This window comes from Nocardiopsis sp. FIRDI 009 (genome assembly GCF_003386285.1).
Lineage (GTDB): Bacteria > Actinomycetota > Actinomycetes > Streptosporangiales > Streptosporangiaceae > Nocardiopsis.
Genome location: NZ_QPNC01000011.1, coordinates 135,362 through 161,371 on the forward strand (window position 1 = coordinate 135,362; position 26,010 = coordinate 161,371).

Consider the following 26,010-nt stretch of genomic DNA (forward strand, 5'->3'; position numbering starts at 1 on the left):
GAAGGGAGGCCCGGCATGACCGTCACCGAGGACTACATCGACGCCTCGGGCGGGGACTGGGACGAGGTCATCGAGAGGGCGCAGGCCACGAGCGCCGAGCGCCTCGTCGTCAACATGGGCCCCCAACACCCGTCCACACACGGCGTCCTGCGCCTGATCCTCACCCTCGACGGTGAGACCTGCACCGAGGCGCGCGTCGGTATCGGCTACCTGCACACCGGTATCGAGAAGAACATGGAGTACCGGACGTGGACCCAGGGGACCACGTTCGTGACCCGCATGGACTACCTGACGCCGCTGTTCAACGAGACGGCGTACTGCCTGGCGGTCGAACGGCTGCTCGACGTCTCCGACCGGATCCCCGAGCGGGCCAACGTCATCCGCGTCCTGGTCATGGAGCTCAACCGGATGGCGTCGCACTTCGTCGCGATGGCCACGTTCGGCATGGAGCTCGGCGCGACCACGGTCATGACCAACGGCTTCCGCGAGCGCGAGATGATCCTGGACATCCTGGAACTCATCACGGGCCTGCGGATGAACCACGCCTACGTGCGCCCCGGCGGCGTGGCCCAGGACCTGCCGCCCGGCGTGGTCGGCAAGATCCGCGAACTCCTCAAGGAGATGCCGAAGCGGATCGCGACCATGCGCAAGCTCCTGGACGAGAACCCCGTCTACCTCGCCCGCACCAGGGACGTGGCCTACCTCAACCTGCCGGGCTGCATGGCGCTGGGCGTGACCGGCCCGCTGCTGCGCGCCTCGGGTCTGGCCTGGGACCTGCGCAAGGCCAAGCCCTACTGCGGCTACGAGGACTACGAGTTCGACATCCCCGTCTCCGACGGCGGCGACGTCTACGCGCGCTACCGCGTCCGCATGGCCGAGATGACCGAGAGCCTCAAGATCGTCGAGCAGTGCCTGGACAAGCTCCGGCCCGGCCCGGTGATGATCGAGGACGCCAAGATCGGCTGGCCCGCCAAGCTGGCCCTCGGTCCGGACGGGATGGGCAACTCGCCCGACCACATCGCACACATCATGAGCGGCTCCATGGAGGCGCTCATCCACCACTTCAAGCTGGTCACCGAGGGCTTCCGGGTGCCCGCGGGCCAGGCGTACGCGGCCGTCGAGAGCGCCAAGGGCGAGCTCGGGTGCCACGCGGTCAGCGACGGGGGCACCCGCCCCTACCGCGTGCACTTCCGCGACCCCTCGTTCACGCACCTGCAGGCCGTGGCCGCCATGTGCGAGGGCGGCACGGTGGCGGACGTCATCGCGGCCGTGGCCAGTATCGACCCGGTGATGGGAGGCGTGGACCGGTGACCGAGCACAGTACACCCGACGACACGGGCGCCGACCGGTTCCCCGACGAGGTGGTCGCGCGGCTGGAACAGGACGCCAAGGAGCTGATCAGCCGCTACCCGAAGGAGCGGTCCGCGCTCCTGCCGCTGCTGCACCTGGTGCAGGCGGAGGAGGGCCACGTCAGCCGGGCGGGGATGCGCTTCTGCGCCGACCAGCTCGGCATCACGCTCGCCGAGGTCAACGCGGTGGCCACCTTCTACACGATGTACCGCCGCCGCCCCGGCGGGGACTACCAGGTGGGCGTGTGCACCAACACCCTGTGCGCGGTGATGGGCGGCGACGAGATCTTCGCCGCCCTCAAGGAGCACCTGGGCGTGGGCAACGCCGAGACCACCGAGGACGGCAAGGTCACCCTGGAGCACGTCGAGTGCAACGCGGCCTGCGACTTCGCGCCGGTCGTGATGGTCAACTGGGAGTTCTTCGACAACCAGACACCCGAGAGCGCCAAGCGGCTGGTCGACGACCTGCGGCTGGGCCGGGACGTCGCGCCCACCCGCGGACCCGCCAGCCTGTGCACCTGGAAGCAGGCGTCGCGCGTGCTGGCCGGGTTCGACGACGGGCGCGGGGGCGAGGGCGTCCAGGCGGCGGCCCCGTCCCTGGCCGGGCTGAAACTCGCCCGGGAGCGCGGCTGGTCGGCGCCGGACCCCGGGACCGTGCGCCCATCCACACCCGAAGAGCAGGGAGAGGAGGGGAGCAAGTGAGCACCACCCTGACCCCGATCCTGTCCGAGCACTGGGACCGGCCGGACTCCTTCACCCTCGACGGCTACCGGGCCACCGGCGGCTACGAGGCGCTGCGCCGGGCGCTGACCATGGAGCCCGACGCCATCGTCGACATGGTCAAGCAGTCCGGCCTGCGCGGGCGCGGCGGCGCCGGGTTCCCCACCGGGATGAAGTGGGGCTTCCTGCCGCCGGACAACCCCAACCCGCGCTACCTCGTCGTCAACGCCGACGAGTCCGAACCGGGCACCTGCAAGGACATCCCCCTCATGCTCGCCAACCCGCACGTGCTGGTGGAGGGCATCGCGATCGCCTCGTACGCGATCAGGTCCCACCAGGCGTTCGTCTACGTGCGCGGCGAGGTCGTCCACGTCATCCGCCGCCTGCGCCGGGCCGTCGCCGAGGCCTACGACGCCGGACTGCTGGGGAAGGACATCCTCGGCACCGGCTTCGACCTCGACGTGGTCGTCCACGCGGGCGCGGGCGCCTACATCTGCGGCGAGGAGACGGCGCTGCTCGACTCCCTGGAGGGCTACCGGGGCCAGCCCCGGCTCAAGCCGCCCTTCCCCGCCGTGGCCGGGCTCTACGCCTCGCCGACCGTGGTGAACAACGTCGAGTCCATCGCCAGCGTCCCGAGCATCGTCGCCAACGGAGCCGAGTGGTTCACCTCCATGGGCACGGAGAAGTCCGCCGGGTTCGGCTTCTTCTCCCTGTCCGGGCACGTGACCAACCCCGGACAGTACGAGGCCCCGCTCGGGATCACCCTGCGCGAGCTCCTCGACATGGCGGGCGGGATCCGCGCCGGGCACCGGCTCAAGTTCTGGACGCCCGGCGGCTCCTCCACGCCGATCTTCACCGACGAGCACCTCGACACACCGCTCGACTTCGAGTCGGTGGGCGCCGCCGGGTCCATGCTCGGCACCCGCGCCCTCCAGATCTTCGACGAGACCACGTGCGTCGTCCGCGCGGTCGGCCGGTGGATCGCCTTCTACGCCCACGAGTCCTGCGGCAAGTGCACACCCTGCCGCGAGGGCAACTTCTGGATGGTCCAGGTGCTGGACCGGCTGGAGAACGGCCGGGGCACCGAGGAGGACCTCGACAAGCTCCTGGACATCTGCGACAACCTGCTCGGCCGCTCCTTCTGCGCCCTCGGCGACGGCGCGACCAGCCCGGTCACCTCCTCCATCAAGTACTTCCGCCAGGAGTACATCGACCACGTGGAGAAGGGCGGCTGCCCCTTCGACCACTCCAGGGCCACCCTCTGGGGGGACCGGCCGACCTCGACCACCACGGAACGGGGAGGGAACCAGTGACCGTCACGTCCAACTCCTCCGGCGGGGCGGCGCCCGCACCGCCCCCGGAGGACCTGATCACCGTCACCATCGACGGGTTCCGCATCCAGGTGCCCAAGGGAACGCTGGTCATCCGGGCCGCCGAGCTGCTCGGGATCCAGATCCCCCGGTTCTGCGACCACCCGCTGCTCGACCCGGTCGGCGCCTGCCGCCAGTGCCTGGTGGAGATCCCCGACATGGGCAACGGCCGGGGCATGCCCAAACCGCAGGCATCCTGCACCATCACCGTGATGGACGGCATGGTGGTCAACACCCAGCTGACCTCCGAGGTGGCGGACAAGGCCCAGCGCGGGATCATGGAGTTCCTCCTGATCAACCACCCGCTGGACTGCCCGGTCTGCGACAAGGGCGGCGAGTGCCCCCTCCAGAACCAGGCCGTGTCCAACGGGCAGGGGGAGACGCGCTTCGTCGACGTCAAGCGCACCTTCCCCAAACCGATCGCGCTGTCCAGCCAGGTGCTGCTCGACCGGGAGCGCTGCATCCAGTGCGCCCGCTGCACCCGCTTCGCCGCGCAGATCGCCGGGGACCCGCTCATCGAACTCATGGAGCGCGGCGCCCAGGAACAGGTCGGCATCGCCGAGGGGGAGGCGTTCGACTCCTACTTCTCCGGCAACACCGTGCAGATCTGCCCGGTCGGGGCGCTCACCGGCGCCGCCTACCGGTTCCGGTCCCGCCCCTTCGACCTGGTGTCCACGCCCAGCGTGTGCGAGCACTGCGCGGGCGGCTGCGCCCAGCGCACCGACCACCGGCGCGGCAAGGTCACCCGCCGCCTGGCCGGGGACGACCCCCGGGTCAACGAGGAGTGGAACTGCGACAAGGGCCGGTGGGCGTTCACCTACGCCACCCAGCCCGACCGCCTCACCCGCCCCCTGGTCCGCGACGAGGAGTCCCGCGCCCTGGAGTTCGCCTCCTGGCCCGAGGCGGTCGACGTCGCCGCCCGGGGCCTGGCCGCCGCGCGCGGCCGGGTCGGCGTCCTGGTCGGCGGGCGCCTCACCTACGAGGACGCCTACGCCTACGCCAAGTTCGCCCGCGTCGCCCTGGGCACCAACGACGTCGACGCCCGGGCCCGCGCCCACTCCGAGGAGGAGGCCGACTTCCTGGCCGCCCACGTCGCGGGCACCCCGATCGGGGTCGACTTCACCGCCCTGGAGACGGCGCCCGCTGTGTTCCTGGCCGGGATCGAGCCCGAGGACGAGTCCCCGAGCATGTTCCTCCGGCTGCGCAAGGGCGCCCGGAAGAACAAGGTCAGGGTCTTCTCCGTCGCCTCGCACGCCAGCCTCGGCCTGACCAAGACCGGCGGGCGGCTCGTCCGTGCGGTCCCCGGCGACGAGGGACGCGTGCTCAACGCCCTGGAGACCGAGGACCCCGAGGCCGCCGAGGCGCTGCGCCAGGAGGGCGCGGTGATCGTCGCCGGGGAGCGGCTCGCCGCCGTTCCCGGCGCGCTGACCGCCGCCGCCGACCTGGCCGAACGGACCGGCGCCCGCCTGGTGTGGGTGCCCCGCCGCGCGGGCGAGCGCGGCGCCGTCGACGCCGGAGCGCTGCCGGGCCTGCTGCCCGGGGGCCGCCCCGTCGCCGACCCGGCGGCCCGCGCCGAGGTGGCCCGGGCCTGGAACGTCGGCTCCCTGCCCGAGACCCCGGGCCGCGACACCGCCCGCATCCTCGCGGCGGCCGCCGCCGGAGAGCTGGACGCCCTGCTCATCGCCGGCGTGGAGCTCGACGACCTGCCCGACCCCGACGCCGCCCGCGCCGCCCTGGCCCGGGTGCCGTTCGTGGTCAGCCTCGAACTGCGGGCCAGCGACGTCACCGACCGCGCCGACGTGGTGCTGCCGGTGGCCGCGGTCGCCGAGAAGTCCGGCACCTTCGTCAACTGGGAGGGCCGCCACCGGCCCTTCGGCGACGCGCTCAAGGTGCCCGGCGCCCTGTCCGACCTGCGGGTGCTGGCGGCGATCGCCGACCGGATGGACGTCCACCTCGGTCTGCCCGACGCCGCGACCGCCTACCGCGAACTGCTCGAACTCGGGCTGTGGACCGGCGAGCGCGCCGACGGCCCGTCGGCGCGCCCCGAACCGGTCCCCGACACCGGCCCGGGGCAGGCGGTCCTGTCGACCTGGCGCCAGCTGCTCGGCACCGGCCGGATGGAGGACGGCGAGCCGTTCCTCGCCGGGACCGCCCGCGCGCCCCGCGCCTACCTGTCCAAGGCCACGGCCGACGAGGTCGGCGTCCCCGACGGCGGAGCGCTCCGCGTCACCGGGACCCGCGGCTCCGTGACCGTTCCCGTCGTCGTCACCGACATCGCCGACCGGGTCGTCTGGCTGCCCGCCAACGCCCGCGGCTGCGACGTCCCGCGTGACCTCGCCGGCGGCGCGGGCGAGACGGTCATCCTGGCCACCGCCACCGACTCCGGGAGGCAGCAGTGACCCCCGCCGCCCTCGATCCGCACGCGGCCCAGCTGGCCTCGGAGGCCACCCTGGACGCCTTCGGTCAGGATCCGTGGTGGATCACCACGATCAAGGCCGTGGCGATCTTCGTCTTCCTCATGCTGTGCGTGCTGATGATGATCATGGCCGACCGCAAGGTCATGGGCCGGATGCAGCAGCGCCACGGCCCCAACCGGATGGGCCCCTTCGGCCTGCTCCAGTCCCTGTTCGACGGGATCAAGCTCTCCCTCAAGGAGGACCTGATCCCGCGCGGGGTGGACCGGTTCGTCTACATCGCCGCGCCGATGATCGCGGCCGTGCCCGCCTTCATCGCCTTCTCCGTCATCCCGGTCGGCCCCGAGGTGAACCTGTTCGGCGTCACCACGCCGCTCCAGCTCACCGACCTGCCGATCGCCGCGCTGGTGGTCCTGGCCACCGCCGCCCTGGGGGTGTACGGGTTCGTGCTCGGCGGCTGGGCCTCCCAGTCCCCCTACGCCCTGCTCGGCGGTCTGCGGGCCTCGGCGCAGGTGATCAGCTACGAGATCGCGATGGGCATGTCGTTCGTGGCGGTCTTCATCATGTCCGGGACGCTCACCACGTCCGGGATCGTCGAGTCCCAGCGCGGCCTGTGGTTCGCGGTGCTGCTCCTGCCGTCGTTCCTGGTCTACCTGGTGACGATGATCGGCGAGACCAACCGGCTCCCGTTCGACCTCGCCGAGGGCGAGGGGGAGATCGTCGGCGGCTTCATGACCGAGTACGGGTCCATGAAGTTCACGATGTTCTTCCTCGCGGAGTACGTGAACATGTGCACGGTCGCGGCGGTGTCCGTGACGCTCTTCCTCGGCGGCTGGCTCGCCCCGCCCGGGGTGTCCGCGGTCCTGCCCGGCGCCAACGAGGGCTGGTGGCCCGCCCTGTGGTGGCTGCTCAAGTTCGTGTGCGTGATGTTCCTGTTCATCTGGGCGCGCGGCAGCCTGCCCCGGGTCCGCTACGACCAGCTGATGAAGTTCGGCTGGAAGGTGCTCATCCCGGTCCAGCTCGTGTGGATCACCGCGGTCGCCGTCGTGCGGATGCTCGTCATCGACGGCGCCTCCCCGGTGGTCGTCGGCGCCGTCGTGGCGGCGTTCACCGCGGCCACGCTCGCCGCGTTCTGGGCCTGGGTGCGGTACGTGCGCCGGGAGCGCGCGATCGAGGCCCGCGAGCGCGCCGAGAACGCGCGCCGCGCCCACGGGGACCCGTCCTTCGGCGGGTTCCCGGTCCCCCCGAGCACCGCCGCGCACTACGGCAGCAGCGTGCTCGCCGAACCCCCGCGGACGGCCGCGGCCGTCGCCGGACGCAACGACAAGCGTGAGGAGGTCAGCGGTGCTTGAGTGGCTCAACCCGGTCAAGGGTTTCGGCGTCACCTTCCACACCATGTTCACCAGGGTGCCGACGGTCGAGTACCCCGAGGTCAAGCGCCCCACGGCGCCACGCTTCCACGGTCGGCACCAGCTCAACAGGTGGGCCGACGGTCTGGAGAAGTGCATCGGGTGCGAACTGTGCGCCTGGGCCTGCCCGGCCGACGCCATCTACGTGGAGGCCGGCGACAACAGCGAGGACGAGCGGTACTCGCCCGGCGAACGGTACGGGCGCGTCTACCAGATCAACTACCTGCGCTGCATCCTGTGCGGGCTGTGCGTGGAGGCATGTCCGACCCGCGCGCTGACCATGACCAACGAGTACGAGCTGGCCGACGACAGCAGGCAGAGCCTGATCTGGACCAAGGAACAGCTGCTCGCCCCGCTGAAGGAGGGCATGGAGCCGCCGCCGCACCCGATGCGGCTCGGCGAGACCGAGGAGGAGTACTACGCGACCGGTCGCGGCCAGCACGGGTCGCAGGAGACGACGGAGGCGGTACGTTGACCCCCGCCACCGTCGCCGCCTCGGCCCCCGCCCTCGCGGCCCCCATCGGCGGCGGGGAGGCCAGCGCCTTCTGGGTCCTGGGCACCCTGGTCGTCCTGGGCGCCCTGGGCGTGGTCTTCTCCCGCAAGGCCGTCCACTCGGCCATGTCGATGGCCCTGGCCATGGTCGGGCTGGCCGTCTTCTACGGCATCAACGAGGCGCCGTTCCTCATGGTCGTCCAGATCGTCGTCTACACCGGCGCGGTCCTGATGCTGTTCCTGTTCGTGCTCATGCTCATCGGCGTCAGCTCGGCCGACTCGCTCACCGAGACGCTCGGCGGGCAGCGCGTCCTCACCGCCGTCGTCGCGCTGTGCTTCGTCGGCGCCCTGGCCACCGGGATCACCCGCATCGTCGTGGGCGACCCGGTCGGCATCGCCGGGGGAGCGGCCGCCGCCGGGGGCAGCATCCCGTGGATCGCCAACGAGCTGCTGCTGCGCTACGTGGTCGCCTTCGAGGCCACCGGGGCACTGCTCATCACCGCGGTCCTGGGCGCGCTGGTCCTGGCGCACACCGCCCGGACGAAGAAGCGCCGCACCCAGCGGGAGATCTCCGAGGACCGGATCCGCGGCGACCACCCGACGCCGCTGCCCGGCCCCGGCACCTACGCCCGGCACAACGCGATCGACATGCCCGCGCTGCTGCCGGACGGCACGGTCTCCCAACTCTCCCTCAACCCCGTCCTCGCCGCGCGCGACCCGCAGCTCCAGTCGGGCGTGCCGAGCGACTTCCGGGCGGGACGGCCGCCGCTTCCGGGCGGGGCGTCGGACTCGGCCCGCTCCAAGGAGGGCGAGCCGACGGAGCGGCGCGTCAACGGCTCCGCCGCGGCCCCCGACGGCCCGGACGCCACCGAGGACGGGTCGGACGGCGACCACAACGGCAACGGGCAGGAGGTCGAGTCCTCGTGGACCCGATGAACTACATCGTCCTGGCTTCGCTGATCTTCACCATCGGCGCCGTCGGAGTCCTCCTCCGACGCAACGCGATCATCGTCTTCATGTGCGTGGAGCTCATGCTCAACGCCTGCAACCTGGCGTTCGTCGCGTTCGCCCGGATGCACGGGGACATCGAGGGGCAGGTCATCGCCTTCTTCGTGATGGTCGTCGCCGCCGCCGAGGTGGTCGTCGGGCTGGCGATCATCATGCAGATCTTCCGAACCCGCAGGTCGGCGTCGCTCGATGACGCGAACCTGCTCAAGCACTAGAAGGCGACGTGGCAGTGACATCTCACGCATACCTCGCCGCCGAACCCGCGGTGGCGGCCGCGGCCGACAGCCCGCTGCTGTCGTACGCCTGGCTGCTGATCGCCCTGCCCCTGGCGGGCGCGGCGATCCTCCTGCTGGGCGGGCGGCGCACCAACGCCTGGGGGCACTGGCTGGCCGTGGCCCTGCCGGTGGCGTCCTTCGCCTGGGCGGTCCTCATCCTGTTCGACCTGCTCGGCCGGGCCGCCGACGCCCGGGCCGTGTCGGTCCCGGTCTACGAGTGGTTCGCCGCGGGCGGCGTGTCGGCACGGGTCAACCTGCTGGTCGACCCCCTGTCGATCACGTTCGTCCTGCTGATCACGTTCGTCGGCTCGCTGATCCACATCTACTCGGTCGGCTACATGGCCGAGGACCCCGACCGGCGGCGGTTCTTCGCCTACCTCAACCTGTTCGTGGCCGCCATGCTCGTGCTGGTGCTCGCGGACAACTTCGTGCTGCTCTTCCTCGGCTGGGAGGGCGTGGGCCTGGCGTCCTACCTGCTCATCGGGTTCTGGCAGTACAAGCCGAGCGCGGCCACCGCCGCCAAGAAGGCGTTCCTGATCAACCGGGTCGGCGACGTCGGCCTGCTCGTGGCGATCATGATCATGTACACCGCCCTGGGCGCGGTCGGCTTCAGCGACGTGTTCGCCCAGGTGCCCGGGGTGAGCGACGGCCTGCTGCTGGCGATCGGCCTCCTGCTGCTGCTGGGCGCGTGCGGCAAGTCCGCGCAGCTTCCGCTCCAGGCGTGGTTGCTCGACGCGATGGAGGGCCCGACCCCGGTGTCGGCGCTCATCCACGCGGCGACGATGGTCACCGCCGGTGTGTACCTGGTGGTGCGCGCCGGACCGATCTACGAGGGCGCGCCCGTCGCCCAGACCGCCGTCGCGGTGGTCGGCGCCGCGACGATGATCGCGGGCGGGATCATCGCCTCGGCCAAGGACGACATCAAGAAGTCCCTGGCCGGGTCGACGATGAGCCAGATCGGGATGATGGTCCTGGCCGCCGGGCTCGGACCGGTCGGCTACGTGGCCGCCATCGCCCACCTGGTCACGCACGGCTTCTTCAAGGCCGGGCTGTTCCTGGGCGCCGGGTCGGTCATGCACGCCATGAACGACGGCGTGGACATGCGCCGGTACGGCGGACTGGGCCGGGTCATGCCGGTCACCTTCGCCACCTTCGGCCTCGGCTACCTCGCCATCATCGGCGTTCCGCTGCTGTCCGGCTGGTGGACCAAGGAGAGCATCATCTCCGCGGCCTTCGACCTCGGCGGCACGCAGGGAACGGTGCTCGGCGCCGCCGTCATCGTCGGCGCGGGCCTGACCGCCTTCTACATGTCGCGGATGGTCTTCATGACCTTCCTCGGCCAGAAGCGGTGGGACGAGGGGGTGCACCCGCACGAGTCTCCGCGCGTGATGACCGCGCCGATGGTCGTGCTGGCGATCGGCTCCACCGCGCTGGGCGCCTTCCTGATGTTCGGCGACCGGTTCGCGGGCTTCCTCGCCCCGGCCGTGGCCGCCGAGCCGCACCACTTCGACGTGGCGCACGCCCTCACCTCCCCCTACGGCCTGGCCGCCCTGGGCGCGCTCGTGCTCGGTGTGGCGGCGGCCTGGGCGGTGTACCTGCGCAGGCCGGTCGCGCGGACCGCGCCCGCCGGCAACCTCGTCACCGTCGCGGCCAGCAGGGAGCTGTACGGCAACGAGATCAACGAGGAGCTGTTCATGAAGCCCGGACAGATCCTCACCAAGGCCCTGGTCGTGGTCGAGGACAAGGTCATCGACGCGGCGGTGGACGGGCTCGGCATGGGTGTGCGCGACTCCTCCCGCGGGCTGGGCCGGGCCCAGACTGGGTTCGCCCGCACGTACGCGCTCACCATGCTCTTCGGCGCCGTGATCGTCGCCGCGACGCTGGTTGTGAGGTTGTAGACAATGATCCCCTGGCTCACCATCGCGATCGCGCTCCCCGCGGTCGGCGCGGTCGTCCTCTGGGCGACCCCGCGCGGCTCGGCCGAGGCCGCCAAACGCATCGCCCTGGGCTTCTCCCTGGGCACGCTGCTCGTCATCGCGGCGATGGCGCTGCGCTTCGACGTCTCCGCCGCGGGACGGTTCCAGTTCGAGGAGGTGTACCCGTGGATCCCCTACTTCGGGGTCCACTACGCGGTCGGCGTCGACGGCGTCGCGCTCGCGCTCATCCTGATGTCGGCGGTCCTCGTGCCGCTGGTCGTGCTGGCGGCGTGGAACGAACACGACGACCGCGAGGACGGCGGGCGCGCCTACCTCGCCCTCGTCCTGGTGCTGGAGGCGATGATGGTCGGCGTCTTCGCCGCCACCGACGTCTTCCTGTTCTACGTCTTCTTCGAGGCGATGCTCATCCCGGTCTACTTCATGATCGGGCGGTACGGGCGCGGCGACGAGCGGTCGCGCGCAGCCGTGAAGTTCCTGCTGTACAGCCTCGCGGGCGGCCTGGTCATGCTGGTCGCGGTGATCGGCGTGTACGTGTACGGCGGCACCTTCCTGTGGACCGACCTGGTCGCGGACGGCGGCCCGCTGCGGGCGGTCTCGCCCGAGGTCGCGCGGTGGCTGTTCCTCGGCTTCTTCATCGCCTTCGCGATCAAGGCGCCGATGTGGCCCGTGCACACCTGGCTGCCGTCGGCGGCCGGGGCGTCGCGGCCCGGCACGGCGGTCCTGCTGGTCGGTGTGCTGGACAAGGTCGGCACCTACGGGATGCTCCGGTACTGCATGGAGCTGTTCCCCGGGGCGATCTCGTGGTTCGTGTGGCCGGTGGTCGGCCTGAGCCTGGTGAGCATCGTCTACGGGGCGATCCTCGCCATCGGCCAGACCGACATGATGCGCCTGGTCGCCTACACGTCCGTGTCCCACTTCGGCTTCATCACCCTGGGCATCTTCGCCCTGACCCAGGAGGGGCAGGCGGGCGCCGCCCTGTACATGGTCAACCACGGGTTCGCGACGGGGGCGCTGTTCCTCATCGTGGGCTTCCTCATCGCCCGCCGCGGCTCGGCGCTCATCGCCGACTACGGCGGTGTGCAGAAGATCGCCCCCAAGCTCGCCGGGACCTTCCTGGTCGTGGGACTGGCCGGGCTCGCGCTGCCCGGCCTCGCCCCGTTCGTCAGCGAGTTCCTGGTGTTCGTCGGGGTGTACGAGTTCAACGCGGTCCCGGCGGTCCTGGCCACGGCCGGCGTCGTCCTGGCCGCGCTCTACATCCTGTGGATGTACCAGCGCACCATGACCGGCCCGGTCCCGGAGAAGCTGTCCGGACTGCGTGACCTGTCCGGGCGCGAGGCATGGGCGGTCAGCCCGCTGGTCGCCCTCATCATCGCGTTCGGCGTCTACCCGCAGCCGCTGCTGGACGTGATCAACCCCGCCGTCGAACGCACCGTCGACGAGGACACCTCCGAGGTCGGCGCGGTCGCCGACGGCGGCGCACAGGAAGGAGACGAGGAGTGATCCCCCTCATCCCCGCCGAGGCGGTGGAGCCGACGCTCCCCGGACTCACCGAGGCGGCACCGGAACTGGACTGGTGGCTGTTCGCGCCGCTGCTGACCGTGTTCGCGGCGGGTGTGCTCGCCGTGCTGTTCGAGGCGTTCGTGCCCGGCGCGCGACGCCGGGGGCTCCAGCTCGGGCTCGCCGTCGTCGCCCTGCTCACCACGTTCGTCCTGCTGCTCGTCCAGATGGGCACCGTCCCGGAGGAGGGCGCGCTGCTGGCCGCCGGGGTGCTGGCCGTGGACCGGACGGTCCTGTTCTTCCAGGGCACGATCACGGTCCTGGCACTGGTCAGCCTCATGCTCATCGCCGAGCGCCGGCACGGCCGCGACGCCTTCGCCGCCCAGGCGGCCACGGTGCCCGGCAGCGAGGAGGAGCGCGCCCACATCATGGCGGGCTCCCAGCACACCGAGGTCTACCCGCTGGTGCTGTTCGCGGTGCTGGGGATGCTCATGTTCCCGGCGTCCAACGACTTCCTCACCATGTTCATCGCCCTGGAGGTGATGAGCCTGCCGCTGTACCTGATGTGCGGACTGGCCCGCCGTCGCCGCCTCTTCTCGCAGGAGGCCGCGGTCAAGTACTTCCTGCTGGGCGCGTTCGCCTCGGCGTTCTTCCTGTTCGGCATCGCGATGGTCTACGGGTACGCGGGCTCGGTGAACTTCGCCGACGTGCGCGCCGCCGTGGAGAGCGGGGGCGCGGCGATCTTCGAGGGCGGCGACGGACGTCCGCTGCTGCTCATGGGGATCGGTCTGGTCGGGGTCGGCCTGCTGTTCAAGGTCGGCGCGGTGCCCTTCCACAACTGGAAGCCGGACGTCTACCAGGGCGCCCCGACGCCGATCACCGCGCTCATGGCCTCGTGCACCCTGGTCGCCGCGTTCGGCGCGCTGCTGCGGGTGTTCTTCGTCCCGTTCGGCGGTTCGGCGGACGTGTGGGAGCCCATGCTGTGGACGGTGGCGATTCTCACGATGGTCGCTGCCGCGGTCATCGCGGTGACCCAGCGGGACGTCAAGCGGCTGCTCGCCTACTCGTCGGTGGTGCACGCCGGGTTCGTGCTCACCGCGGTCGTCGCCAACAGCGTCGAGGGGCTCGCTGGCGCCATGTTCTACCTGGCCGCCTACGGCTTCACCACGCTGGGCGCCTTCGCCGTGGTGACGCTGGTGCGCACCCGCGACGGGAGTCAGGAACTGGGCGACCTCGACCGCTGGGCGGGGCTGGGGCGGCGCTCCCCGGCGCTGGCCGGATCACTGGGCCTGTTCCTGCTCGCCTTCGCCGGGATCCCGCTCACGAGCGGGTTCATCGGCAAGTTCGCCGTGTTCGAGGCGGCCCTGGCGGCGGGCGCCGCGCCGCTCGTGGTCGTGGGTGTCCTCAGCAGCGCCGTCACCGCGTTCTTCTACGTCCGGATCATCGTCGTGATGTTCTTCCGGGACCCGGAGGGGGAGGGCCCGAGCGTCGCTCCGGCCGGGGTGCTCACGGGCGGGGTGATCGCCCTGGGGGTGGCCGCCACGTTGCTCCTGGGTGTCCTCCCGGGGCCGCTGCTGGAGAATCTCCTGCCGGCCACGGAACCGGGTTCGCAGCCCGCCACGGTGACGGTGTACCAGGTCACGGCGGATATCGGCACCGGCTGACCGGCTACCCGGGTGTGGCTTTGGCTCTGCAATCCGGGTCGGATACCGTGGCAAGTCGGATCATGTTCATGTGCTGAGCGCGCGGTGGGTCCTCCGCCCCGGAGGACCACCCGCGCGCCCTCTCGACAGGTGGAGCTTTACGGTGAGCGGTGCTGTCCCGAGCGGGTTTCTCGCTCTGCCGAGAGTCGACCCGACACTCGCCCGGGAGATCCAGGCCGGCCTGGACGAGGTCGAGGACCTGCTCAGGTCGACGGTGGAGTCCAGCAACCCCATGCTGACGGAGGCCGCCTCCCACCTGATCACCGCCGGGGGCAAGCGGTTCCGCGCCACGCTCGTGCTGCTCGCCGCGCGCTTCGGCGACCCGTCGGTGCCCGACCTCATCCCGGCCGCCGCCGTGGTGGAGCTGACCCACATGGCGACCCTGTACCACGACGACGTCATGGACGAGGCGGAGCTGCGGCGCGGCGAGCCCAGCGCCAACCAGCGCTGGGGCAACAACATCGCCATCCTCACCGGCGACTACGTGTTCGCCAAGGCATCGGAGCTGCTCGCCGACCTGGGCGCCGAGGCGGTCCGGTTGCAGGCGGCCACGTTCGGCCGCCTCGTCCAGGGGCAGATCCTGGAGACGTCCGGGCCGCTGGAGGGCGCCGACCCGCTGGAGCACTACCTCCGGGTGATCAGCGACAAGACCGCGTCGCTCATCGCGTCCTCGGCCGAGTTCGGCGGCATGTTCGGCAAGGTCGACCCGGAGCTCGTGGGCACGCTCACCCGGGCCAGCGACGCGATCGGGATGGCCTTCCAGATCTCCGACGACCTGCTCGACGTCGCCAGCGAGACCGCCGACTCCGGTAAGACCCCCGGCACGGACCTGCGGGAGGGTGTGCTCACCCTGCCGATGTTCTACGCGCTGCGGTCGACCGCCCCGGAGGACGAACGGCTGCGGTCGCTGCTGGGCCGCCCCCTGGGCGATGAGGAGGCCGAGGAGGCCCTCGCCCTGCTGCGCCGCCACCCGGCGATGGGCGAGGCCGAGGCGACGCTGAACCGCTGGGCCGACCTGGCGCGGTCCGAGCTGGCCACGCTGCCCGAGGGCCCGGCGCGCGGCGCCTTCGAGGCCCTGTGCGACTACGTGGTGCGCCGCTCCGGCTGACCCCCCGGACGGACACGGAACCACGACGGCCCCGCCGCCCGGTCCGGGGGGCGGGGCCGTCGACCTCGTTCGGGAGGGGTCAGCTCACGACCGGCAGGGCCTCGTGGCCGGGCAGTTCGGTGAAGGTCGGGTGGTGGGTCAGGCCGTCGTCCTCGGCGGGGGCCTGGACGGGGCCGCCGCCCTCGATCGACACCAGGTCGCTGGTGTCGAGTTCCTCCAGCATGGAGGGGCCCTGGCCCAGCGCGTCGACCAGGTCCTCGGCGGTCCGGGTGTCGACGCCCTCGGCCACGCGGGGCAGGCCGCCCTCGGTCACCTCGGGCAGCGCCCTGGTCAGGTCGCCCAACCCGCCCGCGGCCGGGGCGCTCTGGGCGACGGTCATGGTCAGGGGCTCGTCCATGTTGCGCTGGCCCACCAGGCCGAGGATCTCGCCCTCACCGAGGTTGACGTAGTTGTCGTCGGTGACCGGGTTGGACTCCACGAGGTCCTGGGCCTGCTTGGGGGTCTCCAGGCCGAAGACGTAGGCCATGTCCCAGATGTTCGGGACGGTGGTGGCGGCCGAGCTCTGGCGGACGGTGCCGGTGTCCTCGGCCAGCGGCAGGTCCGCCACGTCGCTGAGGGCCAGCGAGTTGTCGCCGGTCAGCCCGGTCAGGTCCGTGGCCTCGGGCAGCCCGGAGCCCTCGGCGAGTGGCAGCTCGGCCCCCTCGGTCAGGCCGGACAGTTCGGAGGGGTGGGCCAGTCGGGTCAGCTCGGAGGGCGCGGGGACGTCCAGCTCGTCCTTGAGGTCGTGCGTGGCCTGGACGGTGTGCGGCAGCACCCGGCCGGCGGAGTCCCCGACCCGGCCGCCCGCGTCGTTGGCCGTGTCCTCGACCAGCCCGCCGAGGTCCTCCAGGGACTCCCCGGCGTCCGTGGCGGACTCGGTCACGGCGTCACCGGCCGAGTGGCCGATCGTGTGGTGCGGGTCGCCGTCGAGGCCGGTGGCGTCCTGCGTCTCGGCGACGGCGTCGCCCACGGCCGGGAGCGGGCTCTGGACGTCGGTCACGGGGGTGACCAGACGGCCGGACTCGGGCAGCGGCGCGGACAGGTCGGGGGCGGGCTTGGCCGGGTCGTGCGCGGTCCGCTGGAGCTCCTGCAGCACGGAGTCGGCGATGGGGACGGCGCCCTCGGGGGCCAGACCGCGCATCGTCGGGGCGACGCCCTCCACGAGGGCCCGTTCGACGAGGGGGGCGACCGCGTGGGTGGGGGACTCCAGCGTGTCGGCGCCGGCGACGCCCGCGCCCAGGGCGACGAAACCGGCCGTCCCGGCAGCGAGGACGAGGGTTCGGGCTGAGGTCCGCTTGACCTGCGTCATGGTTAACCTTCCAGAACTCTGTTGCGTGGATACGAGGCGGCCGGTCGCGCGACGGGTGCGCGTGGGCCGGAGCCGGAGGAGCTGTGGACCACCGGCTGACGTGAATCACGTGAGCGAGCGCACGGGACTCAGGTCAGCTCCCAGAACGTGGACGGGCGCGTGGGGCCCGGGCTGGGACCGGTCCGGGGCACGGCGGGCGTGCCCGGGGGCCGGTCCTAGTCGGGGGAGACCGTGGGGTCGTCGGCGGGGTCGACGGGCACGGAGTGGAGCCGGGCGTCGACCGGGCGGGCGGGCACGGAGGCCGGGGCCGCCAACGGTGTGGAGGTGAGGTATCCGGCGACACCGGGGGCGGCGGAGGGGTTCCCCGAGGTGGGCGCGGACCCGGTGGTCAGATGGCCGCCGAGGCGCTCGGTGTCGCGCGGGTGCGCGCGGGGGGACTCGTCGGCGCGGTGTGGGGCGTCGTCAGCGGTCGCCTCGGCCGCGGCGTGCCACCGTGTGGGTTCGGGGGCGGGCGCCGGGTCGGCGTCCGCGGCCGCGGGGGCCGGGGACACCGCGCCCTCCTCGGCGGGGGCCGACGCCTCGCGCGGGGCGCGGGTCGCGCCTTCCTCCGGACCGGCCGCGAGCTCGGGCAGCGGCTCGGCCGCGGGCGCATCCCAACGGTCGGGGCGGATCTCCTCGACGACGTGGCGGGCTCCGACGCCCACCTCGCTGACCGCCTGGGCCGGATCGGACAGGCCCTCCGCGGCCTCGGCGGTTCGCTCGGCGTGTTCCTCCAGGCCCCGGTGGACGGTGCCGAGGGTGGCGGTGACCGGGTCGGCGACCCGGACCACCTCGCCCACGGTGTCGGACAGGGGCCGGGCGCCGTCGAGGTCGAGGGTGTCGGCGTGGGCCGGGGCCGCCCCGAACAGCCACAGCGTGGCGAGGAAGGCTCCGGCGAGCAGCGGCAGCCCGAGCATCGAGGGCGCCAGCGCGCACACGGCCGAGACGACGCGCGCCGCGCGTCCGCTTCGGCTGGTGGCAGGCATGGAGGGCCCTCCGCGACGGGTGCTGTGGTCGGGACGGGGAGACCCCGCCCGCGACCCGACGTTAGCACACTGTCACTGAGGGTGGTTTTGGTTTGCCGGAACCGGGGAAACGGGGTCAGTCGGCCGGAGCGGTGGGTTCGGGGTCACGGACAGGGCCGTTCCGCCGGGTGGACCGGGCCGTGCGGATCTGGTCGTAGACGAACACCAGCACCGCCGACCACACGAACCCGAAACCGATCCACCGGCTCGGCGGCATCTCCTCGCCCTGGATGAGCCAGCCGATGAGGAAGATCATCGAGGGCGCGATGTACTGGAGCATGCCGATGACGTTCAACGGCACCCGCCGGGCGGCCACACCGAACAGCAGCAGCGGCAGGGCGGTGACGAAGCCGCCGCCGACCAGCAGCGCCGTGTGGCCCGGGGAGACGGAGAACATCGTGCCGTCCCCGGTCAGCTCCAGGTAGGCGACGTAGCCGAGCGCGGGCGCGAACATGATGAGGGTCTCGACGGTGAGACTCTGCATGCCGTCGAGGTCGACGTACTTCTTGACCGCGCCGTAGGCGGCGAAGGACGACGCCATGAGCAGGGACAGCCACGGGGCGGAGCCGTAGGCGACGGTCATGACCACGACGGCCAGGGCGCCCAGGCCGACCGCGACCCACTGGGTGGGGCGCAGGCGTTCGGAGAAGACGAGCACGCCGAGGCAGACCGCCATCATCGGGTTGACGAAGTAGGCGAGCGAGGCCTGGAGGGTCTCCTGGATGGAGACCGCGTAGATGAACCCCCACCAGTTGATCCCGATGAGGACGGCCCCCGCCGCGATGGGGAGGAAGCGGCGCGGGCTGCGCAGGACGGGGAGCAGCCAGCTCCAGCCGCGCCGGGCGAGGAGGAGGAAGACGCACATGGCCAGGAGGGACCACACCATGCGGTGGGCGAGGATCTCGCTGGGTTCGGAGGCGGAGAGGAAGGGCCAGTAGAGGGCCGCGAAGCCCCAGAAGAGGAAGGCGCTCGCGCCGATGGCGACGCCGCGGTTGGATTCGGGCACGACCCCCATCGTAGGACGAACCGACCTCCGTGTCCCGGGGGATTCTCCGCCTGTGGACGACCCGTGCGGCGCGGCTCCGCCGCGACTACCCTGGACGCATGTTCGGTTCGAAGACGACCATGATCGATCCGGCGCGCGCCCTGCCCGGCCGGGACACCCCGATGCCGGTGCCCGCCAGGCACACCGTCCTGGGGACGCCGCTCACGCCGCCCTACCCGGAGGGGCACGAGGTCGCCGACGTGGCGATGGGCTGCTTCTGGGGCGCCGAGCGGACGTTCTGGCGCCTGGGCGCGGAACGGGGGATCTTCACCACGGCCGTGGGCTACGCGGGCGGGTACACGCCCAACCCGACCTACGAGGAGGTGTGCTCGGGGCTGACCGGCCACACCGAGGCGGTGCGCGTGGTCTTCGACCCCGAGCGGATCTCCTACACCGAGGTCCTCAAGGTGTTCTGGGAGGGCCACGACCCCACCCAGGGCATGCGCCAGGGCAACGACGTGGGCACCCAGTACCGGTCGGCGATCCTCTACCACGACGACGCCCAGCGGGCCGCGGCCGAGGCCACCCGGGACGCCTTCCAGCCGGTCCTCACCCGGGCCGGGTACGGGCCGATCACCACCCAGATCGCGCCGCTGCGGGCGTTCTACTTCGCCGAGGACTACCACCAGCAGTACCTGTCCGAGGCCAAGAACCCGAACGGCTACTGCGGGATCGGCGGCACGGGCGCGTCCTGCCCGATCGGGGTGGCGGGGACGGAGGCGTGAACGGCGGTGAGCGTCGCGCGACTGCGTAACCTCGGTCCCGCCAGCGCGCGCATGCTCGCCACCGTCGGGGTGCGCACCGCGGCCGACCTGGAGGCGTTGGGCGCCGCGGAGGTCTACCGGCGGCTGCGTGAGACCGGTGCACCCGGATTGAGCCGGAACCTGCTGTGGGCTATGGAGGGTGCGCTCCTGGACGTCGACTGGCGGAACCTGCCGCCGGAGATCCGGACTCGGCTGTTGGCCGAGGCGGGCGAGGCGTGACCCGCGAGGGGCGGCGGCCGACCGGCCTGACCGAGCTGGAGCCGCTGTGGCAAAGCGCCGCTCGGCCCCCTTCCCGGACCTCGGCCCGGTCGGGCGCGTGACGGGCACCGATCTTCCGTACCTCGACGCCACGGTGGCCGGGTTCGTCCCGTCCTACCTGGCCGACGGCCGCCGCCTACTTCGGCCGAACGATGCGCATGGCAGACCTCATCCTCGGCGACGACTGACGCCCGCCGTACCGGGGGACCCGCGCGGCTACCTGGCGGCGACGGCGGCCGCGAACAGGACGGCGGCCGACACCAGCAGCGCCCCCGGAGCGCCGACCGACCCGGCCACACCCGCGGCGGCCGCGGGGATGGCGACCTGGCCGAGCCGGTTCCCCCAGATGCGCAGGGCCAGCGCCGATCCGCGCGCCCCCGGCGGCGCGGTCGTGGCGACCTCCGCCATGGTCAGGGGCTGTCCCAGACCGAGCAGGAAACCGCCGATCGTCAGGACCGCCCCGAGCAGGACCGGCCCGCCGCCGGGCACGGCCACCAGGGCCAGCGACACCCCCGCCACCGCGGTGCTCGCCACGATCAGCCTCCCGCGCGACCAGCGCGCCAGCAGCCACGGCAGGCACAGCCGCGAGACCAGGGAGGCCGCGGCGCGCAGACTCAGCAGGACGCCCACGTACGCCGGGGAGACGCCCCGGCTCTCGGCGATCAGCGGCAGGTAGGCCGTGAGGATGTCCACCGCGGAGAGCAGGGACAGGCTGGCCAGGAGCGCGGCGGTCATCCGGCGCCCGCGTAGGATCTCGCGCGCCCCGACGGTCGGGGCGGACCCCTGTTCGGCGTGCTCCGGGGAACGCAGCGACAGCAGGGGGAGGATCCCCAGCGCCCCCAGTACCGCCATGGCACAGGCGACCCACAGCGCCGTCGAGGTGGCCGGGAGGAGCTGCGGTCCGGAGGCGTCGGCGAGGACGGCCCCGGAGATCAGCGGACCGGCGAGCTGGCCGAGGGAGGCGGCGGCGGTGTACCAGCCGAAGTCGCGGTCCATGTGCTCCGGCGGCGAGAACCGGGCGACCAGCCCCTGGCCGGCGATCATGCACAGCAGGTGCCCCGCACCGACCACGGTGCTGGCGAGGGCCAGGGCGACCAGCCCGGTCGCGGCGGCCAGGAGCAGGCTCCCCGCCGCGAGGACCGCCGCGCCCAGCCCCACGATCCAGGCCGTCCGCCGCGCGCGGTCGGTCGCCCGGCCCAGCGGGACGGCCATGAGCAGGGGGAGGAGCGCGTAGGCCGCCGTGACCAGCCCGACCGCGACGGCGTCCCCGCCCACGGCGATGGTCCGGTAGGAGATCAGCGGCCGGGCCACGTTGAGGGCGGTGTGTGCGAAGACCACGCTCACCAGGAGGAACCACAGCCATCGACGTCCCGGTGGCCCCGCTTTCCCCATGACACGCTCCTCTCCGCACGGCCGCCCTCGACATCCGGGGCCGACAGAGGATCATCCCATGTCGGATCCGGGGGCGGCCGAGGCGCCCCTTCCCCACCGTGTGAGCACCGGCGGGACGCCCGAGCGGTCGGTACCACCGTGGGACGCGCCGCCCGCGGACGCTGGCCGCCTCCGGCCAACGGGGCAAAGGCTCGGCAAACGCGCCGACGGAGGGGTGTCGGACGCGGGTGCACGGCGTAGGTTTGGGCGCATGATCAGCAGGATGCATTCGACCACCGTCCTCGTCGGCGACCAGGAGGAGGCGCTCCGTTTCTACGTCGGCGTGCTCGGCTGGGAGAAACGGGAGGACAACACCATGGGGCCGATGCGGTGGCTGACCGTGGCGCCGCCCGGGGCGGAGACCGCGTTGGTCCTGGGGCAGCCGGAGGTCTACGACCAGGAGCCGCCCGGAGCCGCGACGCGGTTGTGCGGCATCTCCCTCATCACCGACGACATCGACGCCGAGTACGAGACGCTGACGGCCAAGGGCGTCAACTTCAAGCAGCCGCCCGAGACGATGCCGTGGGGTGACCGGGCGACGTGGTTCACCGACCCCTTCGGCAACGAGTTCTTCCTCGTCCAACAGGCCGACGACCGGGGGTGAGACCGTCACGGCCGGGGCGCGCGTCTGTCGAGTCCTGGTCGAGTTTTGACACTCCGATGCCCGGGAGGGGCGGGTGCGCCGGGCAGGTGCCAGAGGACGGCTCCGTGTCGGGGCCCGGGTCCCCGGCCCCGCCGCCGTCCGACGAGGGGAGGGCGTGATGGCCGCTGGAGGGCCTCCGGAACGGAGGAACGTGCTCGGACAGATCCCCGTCCGAGTCTGGGTGGCCCTGGCCATCCTGATCTGCGTCGTCGTCTTCGTGGCGCAGAACCGCCGGTCGACCGAGATCCACCTCCTCATGGTCTCGGTGGCCGCCCCCCTGTGGGCCGTCCTGACGGGCGCCGTCGTGGCCGGTCTGCTGCTCGGTCTGCTCCTGACACCGTCGATCCGCAGGAGGCGGCGCGGGTGACCCCGGGCACGGTGGTGGCGACGCCCGCGCGGTACGGCGGGCGGCCGTCGGCGGTCGGTCCCGCCTGACCGGCTCCGACGACGGCGAGACCCACACCCCCTGGTTCGCCCGCCTGGCCGAGCCCGCGCGCGTGCGCCTGCCGACCGGACGGGGAGTCGGCGGCGGCGCGCTCGTTCGCGTGTGACCGCCCCCTGACGCCTCCGAGCCGGAGCCGTGCCGAAGGGGTATCCCGGTCCGGGCACGACCGGAGGGGGTGAGAGCATGGGGGAGATGTCCGAGAGCCAGCCGTGCCGACCGCTGCGCGCCGGGGTGTTCACCCTGGTGTGCGCGAGCCTGTCCGCGCACGGGCACGCCCTGAGCTCCGGGCACGACGTCCCCCTCCCCGGCCTCCTGCTCGGCATGGCCGTGGTCATGGTCATGGCCTGGGCCACCGCCAAACGCCGCCACGGCCCCCTGGTCATGGCCGGGTGGATGCTGTGGGGCCAGTTCGCCCTGCACCTGGCGTTCAGCTACACCCAGCTCTGGGGCGGCGGTCACGCCGCGCACCTGGCCTCGGCCGACAACCCCGCCCTCGCGACCGACGCGGCGGCCTACTCGGCCAGCGTCGCCGAGGCAGCCGCGTCGGGCGGGTCGCTGTCCACGTGGCAGATGCTCGTCATGCACGTCGTGGCCGCCCTGCTCAGCGCGTGGTGGCTGCACCGCGGGGAGAACGCCCTCTTCGCCTTCCTGCGCTTCATGGCGCTCACCCTCTTCCCGCTCCTGATCGCCCTCGGCCGGGTGCGGGTCCTCCCCGAGCCCGCGACCGGCCGGGGACCGTGGAACGACGAGGAACTCTCCCAGCCCCTCCTTCCCTATCTCCGGCACACCCTGATCCTGCGGGGGCCGCCTCCGGCTCCGCGCACAGCCTGAGCGTCCGAAGCCCCCGACCACGGCACGGTCCGCCGTCCGCGCCGCCACCCGGCGCCGCGCGGTCCGCCGTGCCCCGCGTCCGTCGACGCGGCGGCCCCGACGCTCCGGCCGTGCGCCGTCACGCACCGGTGGCCCACCACCGGAACGCCAGAGACATTCCCCGCGTCCGCGGTCACCGCGACGGGCGACCCCGCCGTCCGTCCGTTCGTCGACCGCGCGCGGTGACCGAAGGAGCATCCGTGACCGCGTCCGTCGAGACCCGACCCCCCGTACCCTTGGACAGGCACCCGTCCTCCCGGCCCGACCCGTCCCGGGACGGCCGCCCGGAGCGGGAGGACCTCACCCTCCTGGCGCTGCGGGCCAAGGAGGGCGGCGTGCAGGAGATGAACTCCCTCTTCTCGTTGACCCGTGACCACGTTGCGCGCTTCATCGCGGGCCGCGTGGACCCCTCCTGGGTCGACGACCTGACCCAGGAGACCTTCTCCCGGGCCATGCGCGGCCTGGCCCGCTACGAGGGCCGGGCCCCGGTGCGCTCGTGGCTGCTGTCGGTGGCCCGGCACACCGTCGCCGACCGCTACCGCTCGCACGGCCGCGCCCCGCGCCACGAGTCCGTGGACGACTGGTCGCGGGTCGGGCCCGGGGCCGCCCCCGGGCGGTTCGACGAGTACCTGGCCCTCCTCGACCTGCTGAGGGAACTGCCCGAGGACCGTCGCAGGGCCTTCGTCCTCACCCAGATCGAGGGGGTTCCCTACGCTGAGGCGGCCCGGAGCATCGGCGTGCCCATCGGCACGGTCCGGTCCCGGGTGGCACGCGGGCGCCGTGACCTGCTGCGCCTGCTGCGCGAGGCCGCCTGACCCCCGGGGGGCGCACGTCGGCGCGCCCCACACCGGACCGACGGCCCCGCGCGGGACCCGCGCGCGGCCCCCACCACCAAGGAGACAGATGACACCCCGGCCCCTCCGGTCCGCCCGCCGGTGGACCACCACCACCGCCGCCGTGGCGGCCCTCCTCGCCCTCACCACCGCCTGCTCCACGGGAGCCTCCCCGTCGGACGCCGAGTACTACCTCGACCTGTCCGACGACCCGATGCCCGCCTCCACCGCGGAGCTGACCACGGTCGACGGCGACCCCTGGACCTTCTCCGACGTCGCCGACGACCGTCTCACCCTGCTCTTCTTCGGCTACACCAGCTGCCCCGACGTGTGCCCGATGACCATGGCCGACATCAACCTGGCCCTGGACGAGGCGGGCGGGACCGCGGAGGACTTCGACGTCGTCATGGTCTCGACCGACCCCGCGCGGGACACCGACGAGCAGTTGCGCTCCTGGCTGGACCGCTTCGACCCCGACTTCCAGGGCGTGCGCGGCGACATCGCCGCCACGGTCGGGGCCGCGGCCGACTACGGCATCGCCATCGAGGCCCCCGAGGAGACCGACGGCGAGTACCTGGTCACGCACGGAGGGCGGATCGTCGTCCTGCTGCCCGACGGCCGGGCGGCGGGCATGTTCGACGAGGGCACCGAGTCCGACCAGATCGCCGAGCTGCTGCCGACGCTCCGGGACGAACTGCTGTGAGCGGGACCCGCGGCCACCGAGGAGACGCCCGGGACGGGTCCGGCCGCGTCTCCCGGCGCGGCCTGCTGTCCGCCGTGGGCGCGGCGGGGCTCACCGGGCTCGGCGCGGGCGGACTGGGCGGGTACGCCTCCGCCGTCGCGGTCGGCGCCGCCGCGGACGACGGGTCCGCGCTCGCCTCCGTGCGCGCCCGGAGCGGCCCCGAGGCGGGACGGCCTCCGGCGCTGCGCACCCCCACGCCCGCGCACGTCCAGGTGCTCGCCGTGGACGTGCGGGGAGAGGAGGCGGCAAAGGTGCGCGCCTCCGCCCGGGAGGTGCTGGACGTCTGGCACGGGGAGGCGGCCGCCCTGCACGAACGGGGGCTGGCCGCGATCGACGAGGGCGCTCCCTCCGAGGGGCTGCGCCCCGCCTCCCTGGGCGTCACCGTCGGCCTGGGCGGGTCGCTCCTGGACCGGGCGGGGCTGGCCGACCGCCGCCCGCCCCACCTGGCGGAGCTACCGGAGTTCGGTGCCGACGACCTCCGCCCGGCCTGGTGCGGCGGCGACCTGATGCTGCACGTGGGAGCCGAGGACCCGGTGGTGGTCAGCTCGGCCGTCGAGTACCTGCTGCGCCGCGCCGGGGACCGGGCCCGGGTGCGCTGGGCCCTGCCCGGGTTCCAGCGCTCGCCGGTGGCCGCCGAGGACCACACGGCCACCCCGCGCAACCTCATGGGCAGCGTCGACGGCACGGTCAACCCGGAACCGACCGAGCCCCTGTTCGACTCTCAGGTCCTGGCCTCGCATCCCGAGGGCGCGCTGTCGTGGATGGACGGCGGCTCCTACGTCGTGGTGCGGCGCATCCGCATGCTGCTGGACGACTGGTTCGCACTGGAGACCGCCGACCGGGAGGCGGTGATCGGCCGCCGCCTGTCGGACGGCGCGCCACTGGGCGGAGACCGGGAGGACGACCGGCCCGACCTGGCGGCCCGAGGCGACGACGGGGAACCGGTGATCCCGCGCCGCGCGCACATCCGGCTCGCCAGCCCGGAGAGCACCCTGGGCGCGCGGATGCTGCGCCGGGGGTTCAACTACGACCTGGGATGGGACGCGGAGGGACGCAGGCAGGCGGGCCTGCTCTTCACCGCGTGGCAGGCCGACCCGAGGTCGGGCTTCACGGCCGTGCAGACCAGTCTCGACGAGGGCGCGGACGCGCTGAACGACTTCATCCGGCACGAGGGAAGCGCGGTGTTCGCGGTTCCGCCCGTGCCCGAGGACGGATCCGGTCTGGCCGGAACACTGCTGTGAGACCGCCGGGACCGACCGGGAACCGGGGCGGGGGCTCCGACGAC

The 26,010-nt window shown here is 72.8% G+C and carries 24 protein-coding genes; 20 read left to right on the plus strand and 4 right to left on the minus strand.

Annotated features, from left to right (window positions below):
- Nucleotides 1–15: 15 nt before the first annotated feature.
- From DVR05_RS10015 to DVR05_RS10070, 12 genes are all read left to right on the plus strand, one after another.
- Entirely contained in the window at nucleotides 16–1,311 is a 1,296-nt protein-coding gene (locus tag DVR05_RS10015; RefSeq protein ID WP_116245566.1) for an NADH-quinone oxidoreductase subunit D, read from the plus strand.
- Complete coding sequence (nuoE, locus tag DVR05_RS10020) at nucleotides 1,308–2,051, plus strand: NADH-quinone oxidoreductase subunit NuoE (protein WP_116245567.1); 744 nt, start codon at nucleotides 1,308–1,310, stop codon at nucleotides 2,049–2,051. Before DVR05_RS10015 ends, nuoE begins: the two co-directional genes overlap by 4 nt.
- Nucleotides 2,048–3,382 carry an NADH-quinone oxidoreductase subunit NuoF gene (gene nuoF, locus DVR05_RS10025; protein WP_116245568.1) on the plus strand — a complete coding sequence of 445 codons (1,335 nt, stop codon included), beginning with the start codon at nucleotides 2,048–2,050 and terminating at the stop codon, nucleotides 3,380–3,382. Before nuoE ends, nuoF begins: the two co-directional genes overlap by 4 nt.
- A complete protein-coding gene (locus DVR05_RS10030) occupies nucleotides 3,379–5,838 on the plus strand; it encodes an NADH-quinone oxidoreductase subunit G (protein WP_116245569.1) in 2,460 nt (819 codons plus the stop codon). Before nuoF ends, DVR05_RS10030 begins: the two co-directional genes overlap by 4 nt.
- A complete protein-coding gene (gene nuoH, locus DVR05_RS10035; RefSeq protein ID WP_116245570.1) occupies nucleotides 5,835–7,205 on the plus strand; it encodes an NADH-quinone oxidoreductase subunit NuoH in 1,371 nt (456 codons plus the stop codon). Before DVR05_RS10030 ends, nuoH begins: the two co-directional genes overlap by 4 nt.
- The gene (gene nuoI, locus DVR05_RS10040) at nucleotides 7,198–7,737 is read left to right on the plus strand and encodes an NADH-quinone oxidoreductase subunit NuoI (protein ID WP_116245571.1); all 540 of its coding nucleotides are present in this window, start codon (nucleotides 7,198–7,200) and stop codon (nucleotides 7,735–7,737) included. The genes nuoH and nuoI overlap by 8 nt, the downstream gene beginning before the upstream one ends.
- Entirely contained in the window at nucleotides 7,734–8,690 is a 957-nt protein-coding gene (locus tag DVR05_RS10045; RefSeq protein WP_116245572.1) for an NADH-quinone oxidoreductase subunit J, read from the plus strand. Before nuoI ends, DVR05_RS10045 begins: the two co-directional genes overlap by 4 nt.
- Nucleotides 8,678–8,977, plus strand: coding sequence for an NADH-quinone oxidoreductase subunit NuoK (nuoK, locus tag DVR05_RS10050; RefSeq protein WP_116245573.1), 300 nt, complete (start codon nucleotides 8,678–8,680; stop codon nucleotides 8,975–8,977). The genes DVR05_RS10045 and nuoK overlap by 13 nt, the downstream gene beginning before the upstream one ends.
- 14 nt (nucleotides 8,978–8,991) lie before the next feature.
- Nucleotides 8,992–10,935, plus strand: a complete 1,944-nt coding sequence (gene nuoL / locus DVR05_RS10055; RefSeq protein WP_116245574.1) for an NADH-quinone oxidoreductase subunit L — start codon at nucleotides 8,992–8,994, stop codon at nucleotides 10,933–10,935.
- Nucleotides 10,936–10,938: 3 nt separating this feature from the next.
- A complete protein-coding gene (locus DVR05_RS10060) occupies nucleotides 10,939–12,474 on the plus strand; it encodes an NADH-quinone oxidoreductase subunit M (RefSeq protein WP_116245575.1) in 1,536 nt (511 codons plus the stop codon).
- The gene (nuoN, locus tag DVR05_RS10065) at nucleotides 12,471–14,135 is read left to right on the plus strand and encodes an NADH-quinone oxidoreductase subunit NuoN (protein WP_116245576.1); all 1,665 of its coding nucleotides are present in this window, start codon (nucleotides 12,471–12,473) and stop codon (nucleotides 14,133–14,135) included. Before DVR05_RS10060 ends, nuoN begins: the two co-directional genes overlap by 4 nt.
- A 142-nt stretch (nucleotides 14,136–14,277) precedes the next feature.
- Complete coding sequence (locus DVR05_RS10070) at nucleotides 14,278–15,282, plus strand: polyprenyl synthetase family protein (RefSeq protein WP_116245577.1); 1,005 nt, start codon at nucleotides 14,278–14,280, stop codon at nucleotides 15,280–15,282.
- Nucleotides 15,283–15,361: 79 nt separating this feature from the next.
- On the opposite strand, the gene DVR05_RS10075 is transcribed toward DVR05_RS10070, so the two are convergent.
- The 3 genes from DVR05_RS10075 to rarD form a co-directional block, all read right to left on the minus strand.
- Complete coding sequence (locus tag DVR05_RS10075) at nucleotides 15,362–16,630, minus strand: hypothetical protein (protein WP_116245578.1); 1,269 nt, start codon at nucleotides 16,628–16,630, stop codon at nucleotides 15,362–15,364.
- 215 nt (nucleotides 16,631–16,845) lie between these two features.
- Nucleotides 16,846–17,655 carry a hypothetical protein gene (locus DVR05_RS10080; RefSeq protein ID WP_116245579.1) on the minus strand — a complete coding sequence of 270 codons (810 nt, stop codon included), beginning with the start codon at nucleotides 17,653–17,655 and terminating at the stop codon, nucleotides 16,846–16,848.
- Nucleotides 17,656–17,770: 115 nt separating this feature from the next.
- Nucleotides 17,771–18,700: an EamA family transporter RarD gene (rarD, locus tag DVR05_RS10085; protein WP_116245628.1), complete on the minus strand. Its 930-nt coding sequence runs from the start codon at nucleotides 18,698–18,700 to the stop codon at nucleotides 17,771–17,773.
- Nucleotides 18,701–18,798: 98 nt separating this feature from the next.
- Here rarD and msrA point away from each other — a divergent pair, with 98 nt between their 5' ends.
- Nucleotides 18,799–19,464 (plus strand): peptide-methionine (S)-S-oxide reductase MsrA, encoded by a 666-nt coding sequence (msrA, locus tag DVR05_RS10090; protein WP_116245580.1) that lies wholly within the window; start codon nucleotides 18,799–18,801, stop codon nucleotides 19,462–19,464.
- 6 nt (nucleotides 19,465–19,470) lie between these two features.
- Nucleotides 19,471–19,722 carry a TfoX/Sxy family protein gene (locus DVR05_RS10095; RefSeq protein ID WP_198659120.1) on the plus strand — a complete coding sequence of 84 codons (252 nt, stop codon included), beginning with the start codon at nucleotides 19,471–19,473 and terminating at the stop codon, nucleotides 19,720–19,722.
- A 255-nt stretch (nucleotides 19,723–19,977) separates the two neighbouring features.
- Here the strand turns inward: DVR05_RS10095 and DVR05_RS10100 are convergent, their stop codons facing one another.
- The gene (locus tag DVR05_RS10100) at nucleotides 19,978–21,153 is read right to left on the minus strand and encodes an MFS transporter (protein WP_116245581.1); all 1,176 of its coding nucleotides are present in this window, start codon (nucleotides 21,151–21,153) and stop codon (nucleotides 19,978–19,980) included.
- Nucleotides 21,154–21,403: 250 nt separating this feature from the next.
- Between DVR05_RS10100 and DVR05_RS10105 the strand changes: the two genes are divergently transcribed.
- The 6 genes from DVR05_RS10105 to DVR05_RS10130 all read left to right on the plus strand — a co-directional run bounded on the left by DVR05_RS10105 (nucleotide 21,404) and on the right by DVR05_RS10130 (nucleotide 25,966).
- Nucleotides 21,404–21,796 carry a VOC family protein gene (locus DVR05_RS10105; RefSeq protein ID WP_116245582.1) on the plus strand — a complete coding sequence of 131 codons (393 nt, stop codon included), beginning with the start codon at nucleotides 21,404–21,406 and terminating at the stop codon, nucleotides 21,794–21,796.
- A gap of 190 nt (nucleotides 21,797–21,986) precedes the next feature.
- Complete coding sequence (locus tag DVR05_RS10110) at nucleotides 21,987–22,202, plus strand: DUF1049 domain-containing protein (protein ID WP_232832063.1); 216 nt, start codon at nucleotides 21,987–21,989, stop codon at nucleotides 22,200–22,202.
- Nucleotides 22,203–22,472: 270 nt separating this feature from the next.
- Nucleotides 22,473–23,111: a hypothetical protein gene (locus DVR05_RS10115; RefSeq protein ID WP_116245630.1), complete on the plus strand. Its 639-nt coding sequence runs from the start codon at nucleotides 22,473–22,475 to the stop codon at nucleotides 23,109–23,111.
- Between the two features lie 239 nt (nucleotides 23,112–23,350).
- Nucleotides 23,351–23,965, plus strand: a complete 615-nt coding sequence (locus DVR05_RS10120) for a sigma-70 family RNA polymerase sigma factor (RefSeq protein WP_232832064.1) — start codon at nucleotides 23,351–23,353, stop codon at nucleotides 23,963–23,965.
- 88 nt (nucleotides 23,966–24,053) lie between these two features.
- On the plus strand, nucleotides 24,054–24,686 hold the full coding sequence (locus DVR05_RS10125; RefSeq protein WP_116245584.1) for an SCO family protein: 633 nt from the start codon (nucleotides 24,054–24,056) through the stop codon (nucleotides 24,684–24,686).
- Nucleotides 24,683–25,966, plus strand: coding sequence for a Dyp-type peroxidase (locus tag DVR05_RS10130; RefSeq protein WP_116245585.1), 1,284 nt, complete (start codon nucleotides 24,683–24,685; stop codon nucleotides 25,964–25,966). The genes DVR05_RS10125 and DVR05_RS10130 overlap by 4 nt, the downstream gene beginning before the upstream one ends.
- Nucleotides 25,967–26,010: the final 44 nt, after the last annotated feature.

Bases quoted from the DNA above. Each gene is read 5' to 3' on its own strand.
- DVR05_RS10015 (WP_116245566.1), top strand. From the start codon at position 16: ATGACCGTCACCGAGGACTACATCGACGCCTCGGGCGGGGACTGGGAC.
- DVR05_RS10060 (WP_116245575.1), top strand. From the start codon at position 10,939: ATGATCCCCTGGCTCACCATCGCGATCGCGCTCCCCGCGGTCGGCGCG.
- DVR05_RS10075 (WP_116245578.1), bottom strand. From the start codon at position 16,630: ATGACGCAGGTCAAGCGGACCTCAGCCCGAACCCTCGTCCTCGCTGCC.
- DVR05_RS10080 (WP_116245579.1), bottom strand. From the start codon at position 17,655: ATGCCTGCCACCAGCCGAAGCGGACGCGCGGCGCGCGTCGTCTCGGCC.
- msrA (WP_116245580.1), top strand. From the start codon at position 18,799: ATGTTCGGTTCGAAGACGACCATGATCGATCCGGCGCGCGCCCTGCCC.
- DVR05_RS10100 (WP_116245581.1), bottom strand. From the start codon at position 21,153: ATGGGGAAAGCGGGGCCACCGGGACGTCGATGGCTGTGGTTCCTCCTG.
- DVR05_RS10105 (WP_116245582.1), top strand. From the start codon at position 21,404: ATGATCAGCAGGATGCATTCGACCACCGTCCTCGTCGGCGACCAGGAG.
- DVR05_RS10115 (WP_116245630.1), top strand. From the start codon at position 22,473: ATGTCCGAGAGCCAGCCGTGCCGACCGCTGCGCGCCGGGGTGTTCACC.
- DVR05_RS10125 (WP_116245584.1), top strand. From the start codon at position 24,054: ATGACACCCCGGCCCCTCCGGTCCGCCCGCCGGTGGACCACCACCACC.